General features: G+C 38.5%; 17 protein-coding genes. 6 read left to right on the top strand and 11 right to left on the bottom strand.

Going from position 1 to position 17,320, the window contains the following annotated elements:
• Positions 1–225: 225 nt before the first annotated feature.
• The 4 genes from KS419_RS12585 to KS419_RS12600 all read right to left on the bottom strand — a co-directional run bounded on the left by KS419_RS12585 (position 226) and on the right by KS419_RS12600 (position 5,615).
• Positions 226–1,443 carry a response regulator transcription factor gene (locus KS419_RS12585; RefSeq protein ID WP_246593954.1) on the bottom strand — a complete coding sequence of 406 codons (1,218 nt, stop codon included), beginning with the start codon at positions 1,441–1,443 and terminating at the stop codon, positions 226–228.
• Positions 1,444–1,449: 6 nt separating this feature from the next.
• Positions 1,450–3,273, bottom strand: coding sequence for a cache domain-containing sensor histidine kinase (locus KS419_RS12590; RefSeq protein WP_217066758.1), 1,824 nt, complete (start codon positions 3,271–3,273; stop codon positions 1,450–1,452).
• A 30-nt stretch (positions 3,274–3,303) separates the two neighbouring features.
• Entirely contained in the window at positions 3,304–4,311 is a 1,008-nt protein-coding gene (locus tag KS419_RS12595; RefSeq protein WP_217066759.1) for a substrate-binding domain-containing protein, read from the bottom strand.
• Between the two features lie 257 nt (positions 4,312–4,568).
• Positions 4,569–5,615 (bottom strand): hypothetical protein, encoded by a 1,047-nt coding sequence (locus tag KS419_RS12600; RefSeq protein ID WP_217066760.1) that lies wholly within the window; start codon positions 5,613–5,615, stop codon positions 4,569–4,571.
• A gap of 529 nt (positions 5,616–6,144) precedes the next feature.
• On the opposite strand from KS419_RS12600, the gene KS419_RS12605 reads away from it, so the two are divergent.
• The 3 genes from KS419_RS12605 (at position 6,145) to KS419_RS12615 (ending at position 7,518) form a co-directional block, all read left to right on the top strand.
• Positions 6,145–6,276 carry a DUF4023 domain-containing protein gene (locus KS419_RS12605; RefSeq protein ID WP_217066761.1) on the top strand — a complete coding sequence of 44 codons (132 nt, stop codon included), beginning with the start codon at positions 6,145–6,147 and terminating at the stop codon, positions 6,274–6,276.
• A gap of 224 nt (positions 6,277–6,500) precedes the next feature.
• Entirely contained in the window at positions 6,501–6,812 is a 312-nt protein-coding gene (locus tag KS419_RS12610) for a 4a-hydroxytetrahydrobiopterin dehydratase (protein WP_217066762.1), read from the top strand.
• Between the two features lie 160 nt (positions 6,813–6,972).
• Positions 6,973–7,518, top strand: coding sequence for a YkoP family protein (locus KS419_RS12615; protein WP_217066763.1), 546 nt, complete (start codon positions 6,973–6,975; stop codon positions 7,516–7,518).
• On the opposite strand, the gene KS419_RS12620 is transcribed toward KS419_RS12615, so the two are convergent.
• The 6 genes from KS419_RS12620 to KS419_RS12645 all read right to left on the bottom strand — a co-directional run bounded on the left by KS419_RS12620 (position 7,515) and on the right by KS419_RS12645 (position 12,495).
• Positions 7,515–8,051 (bottom strand): chromate transporter, encoded by a 537-nt coding sequence (locus KS419_RS12620; RefSeq protein WP_217066764.1) that lies wholly within the window; start codon positions 8,049–8,051, stop codon positions 7,515–7,517. The two genes, KS419_RS12615 and KS419_RS12620, sit on opposite strands and share 4 nt — an antisense overlap.
• On the bottom strand, positions 8,051–8,668 hold the full coding sequence (locus KS419_RS12625; RefSeq protein WP_217066765.1) for a chromate transporter: 618 nt from the start codon (positions 8,666–8,668) through the stop codon (positions 8,051–8,053). Before KS419_RS12625 ends, KS419_RS12620 begins: the two co-directional genes overlap by 1 nt.
• Before the next feature lie 133 nt (positions 8,669–8,801).
• A complete protein-coding gene (locus tag KS419_RS12630; protein ID WP_217066766.1) occupies positions 8,802–9,986 on the bottom strand; it encodes an ROK family transcriptional regulator in 1,185 nt (394 codons plus the stop codon).
• Between the two features lie 22 nt (positions 9,987–10,008).
• On the bottom strand, positions 10,009–11,115 hold the full coding sequence (locus KS419_RS12635; protein ID WP_217066767.1) for an anaerobic sulfatase maturase: 1,107 nt from the start codon (positions 11,113–11,115) through the stop codon (positions 10,009–10,011).
• A gap of 150 nt (positions 11,116–11,265) precedes the next feature.
• On the bottom strand, positions 11,266–11,496 hold the full coding sequence (locus tag KS419_RS12640) for an excisionase family DNA-binding protein (RefSeq protein WP_217066768.1): 231 nt from the start codon (positions 11,494–11,496) through the stop codon (positions 11,266–11,268).
• A 51-nt stretch (positions 11,497–11,547) separates the two neighbouring features.
• Positions 11,548–12,495, bottom strand: a complete 948-nt coding sequence (locus KS419_RS12645; protein WP_217066769.1) for a D-2-hydroxyacid dehydrogenase — start codon at positions 12,493–12,495, stop codon at positions 11,548–11,550.
• A gap of 314 nt (positions 12,496–12,809) precedes the next feature.
• Between KS419_RS12645 and KS419_RS12650 the strand changes: the two genes are divergently transcribed.
• Together KS419_RS12650 and KS419_RS12655 are read left to right on the top strand one after the other, a co-directional pair.
• Positions 12,810–13,340 (top strand): sigma-70 family RNA polymerase sigma factor, encoded by a 531-nt coding sequence (locus KS419_RS12650; protein WP_246593968.1) that lies wholly within the window; start codon positions 12,810–12,812, stop codon positions 13,338–13,340.
• Entirely contained in the window at positions 13,316–14,632 is a 1,317-nt protein-coding gene (locus KS419_RS12655; protein WP_217066771.1) for a DUF4179 domain-containing protein, read from the top strand. Before KS419_RS12650 ends, KS419_RS12655 begins: the two co-directional genes overlap by 25 nt.
• Positions 14,633–14,758: 126 nt before the next feature.
• Here KS419_RS12655 and KS419_RS12660 read toward each other — a convergent pair whose 3' ends face one another.
• Complete coding sequence (locus KS419_RS12660; protein WP_217066772.1) at positions 14,759–15,397, bottom strand: hypothetical protein; 639 nt, start codon at positions 15,395–15,397, stop codon at positions 14,759–14,761.
• 404 nt (positions 15,398–15,801) lie between these two features.
• Between KS419_RS12660 and KS419_RS12665 the strand changes: the two genes are divergently transcribed.
• A complete protein-coding gene (locus tag KS419_RS12665) occupies positions 15,802–17,316 on the top strand; it encodes a spore germination protein (protein WP_343215061.1) in 1,515 nt (504 codons plus the stop codon).
• Positions 17,317–17,320 lie beyond the last annotated feature (4 nt).

Genomic DNA, 17,320 nt, shown 5'->3' on the forward strand with positions numbered 1-17,320 from the left:
ACTGTAAAAGTGGAAAAGCACCACTTTTTCAGTTCCCATGCGAGTAGGCGCTGGAGCTAGACAACTTGCCCGAAGGTGCAAAAACTTATACTTTCCTTTTATAAAGGCACTGAAAAAGTTTAAAACCACTTTTTCAGTGCCCTCTATTATAAGGGGATAAATTTCCAAGTTATTGGTTTTTTTGCATAAGAAAGGCTAGTCAATAATTGGCTAGCCTAATTGGATTTATTTACTGGAAAATGCCTTCCCGTTCCGGTACTGTTTTGGGGAAACTCCCACTACCTTTTTAAATGAAGTACTAAAGTAGTGTTGCGTATCATACCCCACCATTTCGGATATTTCGTTAATTGTAAAATTTGTTGTATTTAACAATTGAATGGCTTTGTTTATTCGTATATTCGTAAGCATTGCCACAAAAGAAATACCAAGATCTTGTTTCATTAAACGGCTTAAATAAACGGGAGAAACATGTAACGTCTCAGCTAACACTTCCAGGTTCAAATCAGAATTTTGATAGTTTTCATACATATAGGCTTCCGCACGATGAACTAATTGAGATATTTCAGCCCTTTCGTAGACATGCTCTTTACAAACTTTATACTTAATGCCTATGGCAGAGAGATTATCTTTTTCAGACAGCCATTCAATATGTTGATAAACAGTTATTTTTAAGTAAGTCTGAAACGCCTTTGCCAAATCATTGAATCGGTTATCCGCCACTTTCCCCCATACAATGACAATGATTAACCCATTCTCATCCCGCAAAATAACCTTTTGATTATCTTCGAACCATTCTGAAATAATGTTCTCTATGGCGAACAGTGTGAGTTTACGATCATTTTCGGTTAACAACGGTTGCTTTGCATCCATCTCTGGCCAGCGTATCACACTAATATAGTCTGGGACAGATACTGGCAACTCTAAAAATTCAAGCTGCTCAAGGATCTCCAATTCGGAAATCCTCCCAGAGATCCAGTCCACACATAACTTTTCACGTAATACAGTAACATTTTTTTTCACCTGTTTCGAAGAAAAGGTTAGCTGGGACTTCGCCTCCTCTTCTCTATGAAGTTTCTCACAAACTTTAATTAACGTTTCTTTTAATTGATCAGGAATAATCGGTTTCGTAATATAGTCATCCACATGGAGACGAATTGCCTGTTGCGCATATGCAAATTCATCATGGCCAGTGATGATAACCACCCGGCATTTCGGTAATTCTTTACGAATATGCTTAATGAGTGTCATACCATTCATAATGGGCATATTAAGATCCACAAGCAAAATATCCACTTTATGCTCTACTGCCAGTTCTAGGGCTTCCTCCCCATCAGATCCTTCTCCCACAACTTCCAGATGAAGGGAGTCCCAGTCTACCGAATCCCGTATGCCCTCACGTATAATCATTTCATCATCCGCAATAAGTACTTTTCTTCGTCGCAAAACCGGTCACCTCTCCTTTTCCTTATCCACAATAATATTTCCCTTTAAGAGTGGGTGATAAATGGTGACAAGAGTCCCTTTGTCTAACTCACTTTCCATCTTCACCCCATAATCCTCGCCAAAGGTTAGTTTTAATCTGGCATGAACGTTTACAATACCATAACCTTTAGTCGCTCCCATGGATTGCACATCGTCGTCCTTTGTAAAAAAAGATGCGAGACTGTCCTTCAATTCTTCTAGTTTCTCGTTTGTCATTCCTTTCCCATCATCTTGAATTTGAATGACAAGATTATTCCGATGTTTTTTAGCAACAATTGATATATGCCCTGGTCCCCTTCGCTCTTTTATTCCATGATAAATTGCATTTTCCACAATTGGCTGTAATACAATTTTTAAAATAGAAAAATCCTCCACTTCTGGTGAAACATCGATGGAATAATTCAACTTTTCTTGATATCTAGTCGTCTGGATTTTTAAATAGCTCTCGATGTGTTGGATTTCCTCCCTTAATGGGATAATCGTATCTCCCTTACTAAGTCCAATACGAAATAACCTAGATAACGACCCCACCAGGTCTGCCACATCAGATGCCCCTTTTTTCCGTGCCATCCATTGAATCGTATCTAATGTGTTGTATAAAAAGTGTGGCTTAATATGTGCCTGCAGACTGTGTAATTCCGCTTCCCGTTTTTGTCTTTCTTGCTTTTCCGTTAGCATAAGGAGGTTATTAATCTTTGAAACCATACTGTTAAAACTCCGTCCAAGTCTTCCAACTTCGTCCATTCTTGTATCTTTATAATTACTTGAAAAATCACCGGATTCTGCCCTTTGCATTTCACCTACTAATCTGCTGATCGGACGAGACATGGAATAGGACAAATAATAAGAAGCGGTAATCCCGATTAAACAAACAAAAAACAGAAACGAGATGACATAAAACTGGATTTGCTGCACAGCGGCAATAGATTGTTCCGCAGAGAAAACCCCTACGGTTGTCCAATTCGTAAATGGCGATTTGCGGTATATAAACTGGATTTGCTCCCCGTTTATCTTTTTGGAAAATGTGCCTGAATTGTTCGTACTGATCTCCTCTACGGGAATCTCATTAAGCATATTTTGATTGGGGGAGTATATCCTATTTCCATGATCATCGACGACCATTAAATATCCTGTTTTTCCCAACCTCACATCTTTTACCGTTTCCCCAATGACCCTTACCTTTAAATCAATTAAAATAACCCCTTTTTCCTCCTGTGAAATTGGATCTATAATTGACCGGGCAACAGATATGATTTCCTCTTCCTGATAATTAACGTGGGATGCGATATTCCTTCCCACCGGATTTCCGATTATTTTGGCTATCCCCTGGTTTTCCACCGCTTCCCGATACCATATTTCATTAGTCAGTTTTTGGGATGTTCTAGAGTATAGTTCATTACTGATATAATCCCCATCCTTGTTAATGACCATAATACCAGCTACTTCTGGATAGATGGTGGTCATTCGGAGAAGAAATTGAGATACTTCATACTCTTCATCCGGTTCCATCTCCTCCAGCAATAATTCCCCACTCAAAAAATCAGAAATATGGGAATCAAATGATATAAAATAAGATAAATTCTGTACGTTTTCAATATAATACTCTAACGAACTATTTACTTTATCTATTAATTGTATCGTATTTTCGTTTACTTGTTCTTCTATTATTTTATCCACTGCCCAACCAATCATAATTGCCAAGGCCAACGCCGGTAATATACTTACTAGCAAAAAGTGGATGATCAGTTTATATCGGATTGGCAGATTATTTATCTCAAACCATTTTTTCAAGTTGTTTGCCTCCACTTCTTCCCTTAAAGGCTAATGGGCGTAATAATATTGGACATTTTCCTTTGTCACAATGGTCACACCCGTATCCACAAAAGTGGGTAATGGAGCGATTCCTGGTATATCATTCACCTGTTGCTGTGTGAGATCATGCTGCAGATGAAAAAGAAAATTCAACGACCAATATCCCATATTCCAAGCACCTTGTGCTATCGTTGCATCAATTAACCCTTCTTCAATCATATCCAACGTTCCTTTATCTGTATCAAAACTTATGACTTTGAGGTCACCAATTCTCTGGCTTAAACGAAGTGCTTCCCCTACTCCTATTCCGCCATTTGCTTCCGTTACAAAAATCCCTTCAAGTTCTGGATGGTTATTAAGGATGACATTTGTGGCTTCTCTTGCAGCTAAACGATCGCCCATACCGTCCTCTACTGTAACTAATTTCATCGATTGATAGTCAGTAGATATGGTATCGATAAATCCAGCAGTCCGTTCCTGATGATTCAATTGATTAGGATTAGTTACGACGGCCACTTCCCCTTTTTCTTGGAGAAGTTCAGCCATTTTATGTGCTGCCTTAGCACCGGCTTTGTAGTTATCTGTACTGATTAGCGCTGATGCCTTACTTCCTTCGGCACCTGCATCAAACAATACAACGGGAATTCCCGCATCTACCGCTTTATTAATTGTGTCCGTTAAGTCAGTTGGATTAATCGCAGTTATTGCAATACCTGCGGGATTTTTGGCAATCACTTGTTCTAACACTGTAATCTGTTCATTCACATCGTATTGTGTTGCTCCACGATATTCAATGGAAACATTTAGTAATTGAGCAGCGTCTTCAAATCCTTTTAATGTATTTTTCCAGAAATCCATTCCTGCCTGAAATGTTACCATCACATATGTTTCTGTAATTTCCCCCTGTAATCCTCCAGTTTCCCATGGGTTAGGGGGAGTCTCTTTGAAATGGACATTATAAACATATAACATGAAAGATCCTATTAGCAGCGTATATATTAGTAATAGCTTCTTCACCTTTGTAACCCCTTTCAAAACAGACGATACAAACACATCTCCATCATATCCGATTCTATCTTTCTTATCTCGGAGACTATCATCTGTTTAATTACATCCCTTTTAAACTCATTATATATTTTAACATATATAAATTACTATCTATTATTTTTATTTAAGCGTCGTGACTTCAGTCAGGAGATGAAATACCTTCATTTATTCCAAAGAAAAGCTCCCAACATTGATCGTTGGGAGCTTTATTATTAATAACCAGTTGATTATGCACTCGGTTCTGAATTAGTAGCAACAGCTTTAGATGTTTCTGTCTTACTCTTGTTAAATAGTTGTTTAAACTTACTGGACACACCTAAAAGTTTATCGTGTAAATCCATGCTTGGTGTGAGGTCTTTAATGTTTAACTGGTACGTACGGACCATCGCAATCATGGCAATTGGATCCACAAGTGCCCTTTTAGTCATCGAAGTGAGGATATACGCACCAACTATCGCGAAATATCCAAACACCGCTTCCACACCGGGATTCGGAGCCATTAATCTTGCAATACCCATTAACGGGAATACAGATGCAAGGAAGACAATAAAGTTTAATAAGTATACAAAGACAACAATTCCCCCTGCAGTCATGATGATTTGCTTCCAGCTTTGAGCATACAAAACAACTCCGTCACAGGCAGCTTTCCATACATTAACTTCTTCCTGTTGTCCCTCTGCTGGTGCTTCACCCTCTTGAGTTGCCGCAACTTCAGCATCTTTCGCTTCACTCTTCTTAAGCATGATATAACTTAAAATGGCCTCATCCACATATCTTAAGCTGACTTCCATAACTTTACTTATAATACCAATAACATTTTTGGCACCTGGAATAAAGCTGAAAAAGTTCCCGATCCGCATCATCCATCGTTGAATCTGCTTGACAGCAGCATAAATAATTTTATCCACTACAAACGCTATGTTCGCAGAACCGAAGTTAGCTACTACTTGATCCTTACCGTAAGCGATTTGACCTTTACCATCTGGCACACTTCCCTTTCGCAATAGTTCGGTAACAACTGCGATATGACCCACTTTCACCATATAAAGGAAATACCTTTCGATAAATCTTAATATGGCCAATACGGAGAAAAATGTTGCAATAATCATGATAATAAAGAATCCTGAAGCAAATTCAAACCATCTGGCCAGTAGTATACCTAACCCAATCACAATTCCTAGAAAAACTAATGATATTAAACCGAATAGTGCGTAGACAATAATCCGTGAAATAAAAAATGGCATCGTTTTTGTGATTAACTGGACGACCGACATTACAAACAAACACCTCTTTCAAATAATTTTTCCGATACAAAGTCCGATTAATGAAGCAGTTTTACGAAAGAACACCTCCCATTAACCCTACATTTAGTATGGAAATTTAACACTGTTCCTGGATCAAATAGAACCGGACGAGAAGAGAACACTAAATGAATTGACTATATTGAATGAAATGTAGAGAGTTTAATAATGCGTTTTTAGAAATCAAAAAAAATATCATATAATTAAAATTATAGGAAAGAAATAAGAGAATTCATATTATACGAAAGTATAATATTCCGTCCGATTCTCGAGGCAATAATCCAATGTTTATCTTTTCAAAGGAGGGGGAGCAGTCGTGAAATCTGTAGTATTCCTCCCTTTCAACATCGCAAGGAGCCATTAGTGTGAAATCCTTCCTTTTCCTCTCCTTCACTCCCTAGATGAGTTGGAATAGGAAAAACAAACCGTGCACGATTAACTAGTATCATTTAATGCTCTTCCGGATAAAGTAAGTTTGACTAGTCCCAAAGGAGGAGTTCAATTGGATAACACACATGACTACGTGCAAAAGCTTCATGAAAAACAGGAAAAAGATGAGCGAAACAAAGCCCGTCAAGGACATAGACAAGCGAGCCAAAAATTGCCAAATAAAAAGCACAGTACAAATAAATAAATCGCCTCGGAAGGGAGTCTCAAAAGTATTACTTTTGGTGGCTCCCTCTTTTTTTTAAAGATAAGCAAGTATAAGTTTTGACACCTTCGGGCATTCGCTAGGTCCCGCAGATACGTCCTCTTTGCTGAACTGAACTGTCTGCCAGCCTTCACAAGATTATTATAGAGTGGACTATAAATTTATAGTACGATGAGAGTAATTTAAATGAAATGAGGGGGATAACGATGCAAAAAGCAACGGAACAAGAGGTTCAACAGTTTCTATCAGAAAAGGAAGACTGGTCACTTGTGGAGGAAAAGTGGATTGAAAAGAAATATCGCTTCAAAGATTATTTAAAGGGAATTGAATTTGTGCAGAAAATTGCCAGTGAGTCAGAAAAAGCTAACCATCATCCATTCATTTCCATTGACTATAAATTGGTCCGTGTAAAACTCTCTTCATGGAAAGCAAACGGACTGACCCAGCTGGATTTCACGTTAGCAAAACTTTTTGATGATATATACCAAAAGGATGTAGCAGATAGGAAAAAATCCTAACGTAAGATGACCCTAATAAGATGAAGAGGTTGTTATTTAGTCCTTCTTATTTTCATCCCATTGTTTTCACATTTTATTTCATCCATTGTTTCCCTCTCCTGCCAAGGAATAATCTCCTCTCTAACAGCAAAAAATAATCCTAGAGGGGAGCAGAACTATTATGAGAAATTATATTTTAGGAGCATGGGAAATCGCAGACCCAGTTTACCATAAACTAAGAAATTTCACGACGATAGAAACAAAGGATAAATTTCCTGTTTTACGAGTTCAATTAATACGATATCGTGGTCCGGAACATACTCTTTCTAACGGAGAACTCATTAAAAAAGGCGATTATTTAATTAAAATACACCTACACAATATTCGACTTATCAAATATTTAGAAAAAGTAGTTTCACCAACACGTAAAACGTTACTCCTTTATCAAATGGTGAAGAATGCCCTTCCAGGATTGGCTCAATTCATCAAAAATCATCAGTTAAACCAGCGAATTAAAGGAATATGTGGGGTAACCATGCTGAATAAACTAGTTGAACGTCTCGGATTTGAGATAAAACCGATTTCAAATACGTATTATCGGTTATTAAAATGTTGTTCTCAAATTCCGATTCATTTTTTATCCACCGGTCGCTTTACAGGAGTGTTTGATCGGACAAGGGTAAATTATTTATTTATGTCAAAAAATAAATTACTGGAACTGGCTTAAAAGACAATTATCCCTATAATGCCAGATAGGACAATAACTAATGCAGGATGAAGCTTCCAGTATAATAAAGCAACTAACGATAACAAGAAGATTCCACCATATTTTAACATTTCAAAGGAAAAATCCAGTCCAATAATTCCATTGGAAATGGCAAACTTTATTGCCGCATAAATTATCAAGCTTGTGACGATCGGTCTCAACCCATAAAAGGCAGATTTTATCAATTTGTTTTGATTTATTTTTACAAAGATAGAAGCAATAATTAATATAATGACTAATGATGGAAGTGTCATTGCCAAAGCAGAGACAATGGCCCCTGGTACACCTGCAACATGGTAGCCTACCACAGTTGCACTATTGGTAGCAATTGGTCCTGGGGACATTCCTGCCACAGCAATGACATCTGTGAACTCCGTTGTTGTCATCCATCCACGACCTGTTACTTCCGCTTCAATCACAGGGATCATTGCATAACCCCCTCCGAAGGAAACGGCACCAATCATCACAAAAACGAAAAATAGCTGCAACAACATTAACTCTCACCTTCTTTAGTCATGATTGCCTCGTTTGAATGTCCACTTTCTAATTGAATAACTAAGCCAAGTTTTTCCTTAAGCTTTATGATCCCAATTCCTAAAATAATCCCACTCAATATAATGAGGATGGGATGCAACGGAGTAAATAATAATATACTCAGCATTGCTATTGTTAAACCTAATGTCGTTTTATCAAAAATCGCTGTCTTTGAAATCTTAACACCTGCGTAAACAATCAAAGCTACAATTGCAGGTCGAATTCCTAAGAAAGCCGACTCTAAATAGTGGTTACCTTGGAGTATAAAAAACAAGGTACTGATCCCCATGACAACTAGAAAAGTTGGAAAAAGAGTGCCTAACATGGCACATACTGCTCCTTTTGTTCCGGCAATCCGATGTCCAATAAATGTAGCGGAATTAATAGCGATAGCTCCAGGGACCGACTCAGCCATTGCAAATACATCTGAAACATCATCCATCTTTAACCACTTACGTTTTATCACCACTTCCCTTTCAATCAGTGGAATCATCGCATATCCACCTCCAAATGTCACAGGTCCAATTTTTAAGAATGACAGGAATATTTTAGAAAGGAGTTTCCAATCTGTCTTCATATTAACCCTTCTTTCCGAACAATGAGCTTCCACCTATAATAATAGCACACTTTTAACCAAAATGGATAAAAGTGTGCTATATAAAAATGAGACAAAAAAGTGGCATTCGGTAGTAAGCAAATGTTTATCTTATTTATGAGCTCTTTAATTCACTTAAAAAGATTTCAATAGCCGCTCCAATCGCAGGTGCTTCCCCTTTTAATGCCCCCTTTATGATTTCGGGACGGTTACTGCTGCCAAATAAATTTTCTGTTACAGAACGAACTACTTCCTGAAAATATTTTTCCCACTGGTGAATAAGTACACCGTGTAAAATAACCACATCAGGATGAAGTGTGTTAATCATATTTGCCAGACCTATGCCGTAATAATTTGCAGACCTCAGAACAATTTTTTCCACGAGAGGGTCACCCGTTTTCAACTTTTCCAGTAACCTATCTACGTTTGCTATATGACGACTTACCTCCCCTGCTTCCTGTTCCCCTTCTCTAATCATTTTAAAAATGGCATTATAGGACGTGTAAGCTGCTAAACATCCTTTCCGTCCACAATCACAACTTCTTCCCTTCGCATCAATAATAATATGTCCATAGGAACTGGCATTTCCTTCCCGTTGATTGATAGAGAAACCACGATTCACATAACTCCCTCGAATACCATACCCACTAATGCAATAAAATAGACTTTCATCGGTTTTCCTTAATTGATATTCCGCTAAGGCTGCTGTATTGGCGCCATTGTTTATTGTCACAGGAACACTAAATTCAGCATTTAACATCTTTACAATGGGAACATCTTTCCAGCCTTTTGCAGGAAACGATTCCGGGTTTACAATAACCCCTTCTCTCCTGTCAATTGGACCAACTGAACCTATTCCAATACCAATCATCAAGTTGTCAGAAACATTATGTAATTTCATTATTTTATGAATGTGGAGGATTAATTTTGAAACAGTGATATTGGGACTATCTTCGGGGGTTAAGGGAAATCCCCTTTCTTCCACCATTTGCAGGGAAGCATCTAAGAGAACTATCTTCACATGAGTACGGGCAATTTCCACTCCAAAAACATAGCCACTCTTACGATTAATTTCATAGAGTACTGGGGGTCTTCCTCCAATAGACTTTCCATAACCACATCTTCTAATCAATTTCCTATTCTCCAAGTCGTCAATCAGTCTAGTCATTGTTGTTTGTGTTGCGTCAAAATGCGCTAATAAATCCACCTTTGATACAGGTTCAGAAGCATGAATATATCGATAAATATCTTTTCGAAAATTGTTCGTTACGGATGAATCTCTGAAAAAATTTTTTAACATACTCTTCCCCCTTTGCTCACTGTTAATCTACTCCATTCTTAAGCGCTAAAATCTCGCTTAAATTCTTCAAATGTGTTTGAGTATAGCGGTATACTTGTTTATAACTCTCACAAAAATAATCTGGCTCTGAATCTTGTGAAGATCTTCTCCAATCACGGTTCCTTGGGCATCCCCCAAAACATAAGTGGAGAAACTCACATGTCTGACATGAAGATGGTAAATTAGATTTCAGCTTTTGAAACGGGTGCTCCTTCTTTTTATGAAGAATAGAAGTTAAAGAATCCTCCCTTACATTCCCAAGAAAAAAATCAGAATGGATATAAAAATCACATGGATAAGCCTCTCCATTACTCTCTAATAGGAGTGTCTCAGGACATGTCTTCCGGTGGGTGCATATCTCCCCTTCTCCAACAACATAAGATGCAAGCATACTATCAAAAAAGCGTTCTGAAAACTGTGGCTTTCCATTGTTATACCAATGATCAAATACCTCGCATAAAAAATCCCCGTATTCTTTCGGGGTAATCTCGTACTTACCTGGTTCCTCTATAGTCTGTGCCTTAAATTTCATACAAGGGATAAACTGTAAGTAGTGATATTGGTGTTCTTTAAAAAACTTTAATACTTCTGCTACTTTATTAACATTTCCTTGATGAATAACTGTTAGAATATTAAATGGCACTCCCGCATTCTTCAGATGTTGAATACCGTTCATAATCAAATGAAAACTCCCTGAACCAGATCCTGTTTTCCTACGCTGATCATTGATCTCCTTCGGGCCATCCAGACTAACTCCCACAAGAAAGTGATACTTTTTGAAAAAACTGGCCCAGTTTTGGTCAATTAACGTACCATTCGTTTGAACCGAATTACTGATGATGGTATGAGGAGGTGCATATTTTCCCTGCAACTGTACTACCCTTTCAAAAAAATCAATACCCGCAAGTAATGGTTCTCCACCTTGCCATACAAAACTTGCTACTCCATCAGTCAATTCCATATATTCCTTTATAAATTTTTCTAAAAGAGCATCATCTATCACATCAATGTCACTTACATTTCCCTTACAATTACGATAGTAACAGTAATCACATATAAGATTACAAGATTCGGAGACCGTTTTCCACATTATCCCCAAAACCTCTTTTTTTCGTTCATGACACATATTCACCTTAAACACCCTTTCCCAATTCATCAAACGTTAGTTAAATAATAATTGGAAAGGCGCTTGAGAAACTGTGACAAATCTCACACCTAAAATCTCCTCCAAAGTAGTCGATCAATCTTCATCCTTCACATCCACATCTTCCGGGAGCGGTTCATTTAAAATCTCTTCCACAAGCTCTTTATATTTCTCCACCTGATCCATGTGCGTATTAAACTGCTCTTTATTAATGAGGTTTTGATCCCCGTCATGAACTGCCCGGATCTTGCCAGATTGGATCATTTTTTCCACATATGACACTGACACTTCCAAATACTCAGCTGTTTCTGCAATTGTATAATACATCCTTTTATCTCCCCTTCCAAAAACAATATTCCCCGTATAAAACCCAGTTTTTTAAAACCCTTTTATTAAATCCACCTGATTCTGTAATGCCTTCCCTGTCTCAATATTATGTAAAGTTTTTAAAAAGCAATCTATTCCCTCCTCAGGAGTGGTAATGGCGGAAATATGTGGTGTAATTATTACGTTAGGATGGTTCCAAAGGGGATTATCTTTTGGAAGGGGTTCTTCCGGGAAGACATCCAGAACTGCAAGCCGTATTCCCTTTCCTAATGCTTCCAACAGTGCCCCGTGATCTACTGATTCGCCACGGCCCACATTAATAAAAACTGCGTCTTCTAGCTTGGAAAACCTAGCCTTATTAAACATTCCCACCGTTTGTTTCGTATTCGGCATTGTATTTATAACATAGTCTGGAAACTTAACTTTATCCAGTTCTTTCCCCTCATCTAATGAAGGGTGTACATACTCAAAAAAATCTTTTTGTTTCCCGCTCAACGAAATACCGTACACTCTTACTCCAAAGAAAGATAGAGTTCTTGCCACTTCTTGTCCAATCACACCTGTCCCGTACACGAGTACTGTTTTTTCCTTTAATGGTACTGGAGCAAAGGATGTCCATTCCTTTTTGTTTTGGGCAGTGTTATAACTGTTATGCTGCTGCAGATCACGCAATATATAGCTTAAGCAATATTCACTGATTTTTTGCCCAAAGGAACAAATCGTCCTCGTGAGCAATACATCTTCCTTCCAGTTATCCCCCTTCAAAATCTTATCCACTCCTGCACCTAACGAGTGAACCCAACGGATATTACAAAACTGGAAATTATTTGGTCTCTTAAAGGAAACGAAAGCGTCTGCCCATCCATAATCTTCCTCCTGGACATTTCCTTCTGGCAGAAAACGGAATCTCTTATTTATTAGATTGTCTTTACGCTTTTCAAGTAACCAATTTAATTCTTTGTACATGGGACTGACCATTAAAATATTATTAATCCTCATAACTGACTCCTTTTCCACGTCTCATAGAGTATTTGTTTTGATTTACAAAGAAAAGGATACCACCATTTCTCCGTCTGTTTCCACTTTTACAAGACCGAGCTATTAATGGTATCTTTTAAAACCCTGCTATAAGAATTAAATATCCAATCCTTATTGTTATGATATATTGAATTTATCACTGGCTACCATACACCTCTTGCATAAATCCCATCTATAATCTAAAAATATATAATTTTTTTTCAAAAGATGAAACCTCCCTCATCACTCCTGTATCTAAAGAACAGGTCGACCGGAAAGGAGCAATTCCATTGGATATGATAAAAGAGGTGAAAAAGGCAAAGAAAGGCAGCACACCTGCATTTGAACGACTTATTAATGCCCATCAAGTCATCATGTACCGGGTGGCCCGTACCATCCTTTCTAGGGAAGAAGATTGTGCAGATGCCATTCAGGAATCCATCATTAAGTCATTTGAGAAACTTCGTACATTACGGGAGCCTGCGTATTTCAAAACATGGCTAATACGAATAGTGATGAATGAATGTTACCAAATACTTCGTCACAAGAAAAAATTGGTGTCAATTGCAGAATGGATCGAACCAGGCACCGTTGAGACAGGTTTTGACAAAATCGAACTGGACGAATTACTTCATATCCTTCCAGATGAACAACAACATTTACTCAAGATGTTTTATATTGAAGACATTTCCATACACGATCTTGCGATTATTTACGATTCCCCCGAGAACACGATTAAGACAAGACTACGGAGAGCAAGGGAAAAATTAAAAGAAGTCATGACACAGGAGGGAATATCACAATGGAAAAATGGGAACGGGAACTAAAAGAGCAAGTGAATAAAACGCCTTCTTCAATTGTAAAGGGACGAATGGAACAGACGTTGAAAACTCTTCCCTCAAAGAGAAAGGTATCTAAGTTATACTCCATAGTTGCTGCAGTCATTTTCTTTATTACCATTCTTGTGAGCGGTTCATACTTATCACCTGCATTGGCAGAGTCATTAAAATCACTTCCCATTGTGGGGACTGTATTTGAAACCGTTGGAAATATCGGTATTCAAAAGGGAAATCAAGAAGGTTTAACCATGGGAATTGGTCAACAGGTTGAAATCGACGGCTATCTTGTCACTTTTACCGAAAGCCTCTACGATGGTTCTGAAATTCATATAGGTTACGTGATTGAGTCACAAACAGGCGAACCTGTACCATATGATATTCACCTTTTTGATAATGTGGATTTTACGATTAATGGAAGAACAAAAGGAAACTACGGCTGGGGAGGCCAGGGTAAGGAAATAGAAAACGGGGCCTTCGCCGGAACGATCAGTCTACGATTTGGCGACAGTGTTCCTGATGAATTTGTTCTTGGAATTGCACCATATGACGGGAGTAGTGACTGGAAAGTGGATATTCCCATTCAACTCCAAGGGGAAAATAAGAGTTTTCTTGTCCGTGAGACTAAAGTTGGGGACGATTATACCATTCATTATGACAGCGTCACATTCTTCCCTACCACCACAGAAATTTCCTTTCGTTTAGTGAGAGATAGCTCCCTTTTTCACGAGGAGGAGCAAGACAGATTCTTAGATTACCAAGTCGTGGATGACCAGGGAAGAGTACTTCAACCATTCAGTGGCAATGGTTATGGAAAAGAGACAGACGGTATGATCGTTGAAACCATTCTCAACAATTACGAACCACTTACTGGAATTCCTAAATCATTAACGATCAAGCCTTATTATGTGGAATGGAAAGATCAAGGTTTAGATACTATTAAACAAAAGTGGGATGGGTCAGAAATTGTACTTCATCAAGGGGATATAGGTCACTTGAACATTTTAGAAGTGGAGGAAGTAGATCAACTGCTAACTGTCACATTACACGCTGAAGGAAAAAATGCTTATGACCAATCCGTGACTTTTTGGCTGGAAGATAAAAAAGGAACGCAATATTTCTCTGAATACATGCCGCCTAAACGGGTGGATGACAAGATGAATCACTATAAGATTTCTTTTTCAGAATTTCCAGATATGGATGACTTATATGTTGTGACAAGGGAATTGGAAACACCTAATTTTATTAAAGAATTAGAAACAACCATTCACTTTGATAAGTAGATTTTGCATGTGGAATGTAGTGGAGCTTTCTTGGTAGGAAATTACCTTGAGGTGCTCCACTTTTTCTATCCATTTAAGATTTATTTTTCTTTAATGGATGCGATGTGAGTACTAAGTTATTTCTCATTAAGAATGTAATTGCCCTAGGTACATTTTCAACTTTTGTTTTTCCTGTTGAATACTATCCTCATCATTCACGGCGTATAATAATTCTAGTCCTGCATCCACTGGTGATCTGGAATGTTCCATTACTAAATCAAAGCTCTTTTCGATCTCAATGTCAGCTAAAGAAACTAACGATTCTTTCACCTGGCCCATTGTGCTCATTATCTTGTCTGGATTTCCTTTATAACTTTTTAACAGACGTTTCTCTATTGTCTCCATTGGTTCCCAAACTAGAAGAGTAATTATCTTCTCCCCAAGAGACTTTTCCCTTAACTCTTCCAGCTCTTTGATGGTTCTGGAAAAAATCACAGGTATGGTCCCTTCCAATTTTTTTTGTTCAACCACATGTTTAGTTATTCCATAAGAGTATTCTTCTTCCCGGAAAAAATGAAGAAATGCTTCATCCGTCACCATCGTTTCAAATTCTTCCTTTGATATATCGAAAAAGTCCGTTGGTCTCTGGTCTTTCAAACTTCCAACATCACTTCCACGATGTAAAGTTACTTTGGAAAATCGTGTATCTAACATTGCAAGTGCATTAATGAGCACCTCTGAACGAGAACCCATTGTTCCATATACTACTAAAATCTGCCCTTCCATTTTAATCCCCCAATATTTTTTCAGTTTCCAGTTTTGCTTATATTTTACCTCATTATTTCTAAGTTGCATAAATTAGCCAAAACTCCACATGATAAGAAAAGCGCAAGCGCCTATGAACACGAGCGTAGGGCAATGGAGGAATGACAACTAGAAGTCCGCTCTTTGACTTCGGTTGTCACTTCCGAATTGCCCCGTAGCGAGTAGGCGCTGGAGCTAGACAAAGAAAAGCGCAAGCGCCTTGGTCACGGGCGAAAGTCACTGGAAGGACTTTGACAGAAGCCGCTTTTTGGCTTCCGAAAAGGCCTGAAGTGATCCGAGCCCGTAGGCGCTGGAGCTAGACAAAGAAAAGCGCAAGCGCCTAAGATTACAATTTGGAAATACATACAACATTAGGAAAGCTGGAGGTGACAGAACTGCTTTGGAAATGGTTCCGCAATCGAATTTTAAATACGACAACGACACCGCAGCAAAACCCTACGAAGGAAGTTCCAAATAAAGAAAATGTCACCTTGGAAAGCATAAAAACAAAGCTTAAAGATATTGATGATGCTCAGCAAAAAGAACTTACCATCAATGGTGAAAAAGTAGTACTTATTTATATATCAGCACTGGTCCAAACTGGCACCCTTCAAGACCTTATCTTTACTCCCCTCAATCAAATGGAAGGGAAACTGCCACCAGAACATGTTTTAAAAAATAGTAGTATTGCAGATTTACAAGATCTTCAAGTTTTAATAAACGATATTATGAGCGGTTACACAGTCCTTTACTTTCTGGAAAGGGAATTTGTTTTAAAAGTAAACACCTATAGTGTGAATGAAAGATCCATTACCGCACCGGAAAGTGAAACAACCGTGCTCGGACCACAGGATTCCTTAACAGAGGCCATTAATACGAGTCTTTCCTTAATCAAGCGGAGAATCCGATCTGCCAATCTCAAAACGAAGATATTTCAAATGGGAACAGAAACAAATGATACCGTTGCTGTCCTGTACATGGACCACATTGCAAACGAAGAAAATGTCCAAAGAGTGTTACATCGGGTGAAGAATATTGAATATCAGGGTTTTGTGGGAATGCCTATCTTTAAACAGATGCTCGAGGATAAGCCCTTTTCTCCTTTTCCGCAGCATGGGATTAGTGTCCGAACTGATTATACGACAGAAGCCCTTTTAGATGGGCGGGTCATCGTGATGGTGGATGGAAGTCCGGAAGCCGCCATTTTACCTGCAACGTTCTTCGAGATGTTTACGACAACAGAAGATTTTTATAACCGCTGGACGACCGCCTCCCTGCTACGCGTAATACGGTTAGGGGGCTTTCTCGTATCTATTTTACTCACATCCACTTATGTGTCTGTCTTAACCTATCACCCTGAGATGCTGCCACCAACACTCCTCCTCATGTTATCGGAATCCAGGACTCAAGTACCCTTTCCTCCTGTTCTGGAAGTATTGATCATTGAGATGGTTATTGAAATTTTACGGGAGGCGGGTGCACGGATGCCTACGAAAATCGGGCAAACAATCGGTATCGTTGGGGGTATCGTTATTGGGACTGCCGCAGTAGAAGCGGGGCTCTCCAGTAATGTATTAATTGTCCTTGTTGCCGTTTCTGCCCTTTTATCGTTTCTCCCCCCAAACTATTTAATGAGCAATGCGATCCGGTTAGTGAGATACGGTTTTATCATTGCAGGGGGATTGCTTGGGATGTACGGACAAATTATTTTTTTCGCCTGGTTAATGAATCATTTATCCAATTTAACGTCTCTCGGCTCTCCTTATATGACACCGTTTATCCCAAGACAATGGACCGATTTATTCAACAGTGTCTTCAGGGCACCAATTAATTTTATAGTGACTCGCTCCGGCATGTCCCGTGCTAAAAAGCAATTAACAAGACCTTTAGATGAGGAGTAGTCTT

Origin of the sequence: Evansella tamaricis, from assembly GCF_019042215.1 — a bacterium.
In the GTDB taxonomy this organism is placed as follows: Bacteria; Bacillota; Bacilli; order Bacillales; family Salisediminibacteriaceae; genus Evansella; species Evansella tamaricis.

Excerpts from the sequence above, each read along its gene's own strand:
- KS419_RS12600 (WP_217066760.1), bottom strand. The coding sequence starts at position 5,615 with ATGTCGGTCGTCCAGTTAATCACAAAAACGATGCCATTTTTTATTTCA.
- KS419_RS12610 (WP_217066762.1), top strand. The coding sequence starts at position 6,501 with ATGCAAAAAGCAACGGAACAAGAGGTTCAACAGTTTCTATCAGAAAAG.
- KS419_RS12615 (WP_217066763.1), top strand. The coding sequence starts at position 6,973 with ATGAGAAATTATATTTTAGGAGCATGGGAAATCGCAGACCCAGTTTAC.
- KS419_RS12620 (WP_217066764.1), bottom strand. The coding sequence starts at position 8,051 with ATGTTGTTGCAGCTATTTTTCGTTTTTGTGATGATTGGTGCCGTTTCC.
- KS419_RS12625 (WP_217066765.1), bottom strand. The coding sequence starts at position 8,668 with ATGAAGACAGATTGGAAACTCCTTTCTAAAATATTCCTGTCATTCTTA.
- KS419_RS12630 (WP_217066766.1), bottom strand. The coding sequence starts at position 9,986 with ATGTTAAAAAATTTTTTCAGAGATTCATCCGTAACGAACAATTTTCGA.
- KS419_RS12635 (WP_217066767.1), bottom strand. The coding sequence starts at position 11,115 with ATGTGGAAAACGGTCTCCGAATCTTGTAATCTTATATGTGATTACTGT.
- KS419_RS12640 (WP_217066768.1), bottom strand. The coding sequence starts at position 11,496 with ATGTATTATACAATTGCAGAAACAGCTGAGTATTTGGAAGTGTCAGTG.
- KS419_RS12645 (WP_217066769.1), bottom strand. The coding sequence starts at position 12,495 with ATGAGGATTAATAATATTTTAATGGTCAGTCCCATGTACAAAGAATTA.
- KS419_RS12650 (WP_246593968.1), top strand. The coding sequence starts at position 12,810 with ATGATAAAAGAGGTGAAAAAGGCAAAGAAAGGCAGCACACCTGCATTT.
- KS419_RS12655 (WP_217066771.1), top strand. The coding sequence starts at position 13,316 with ATGGAAAAATGGGAACGGGAACTAAAAGAGCAAGTGAATAAAACGCCT.
- KS419_RS12660 (WP_217066772.1), bottom strand. The coding sequence starts at position 15,397 with ATGGAAGGGCAGATTTTAGTAGTATATGGAACAATGGGTTCTCGTTCA.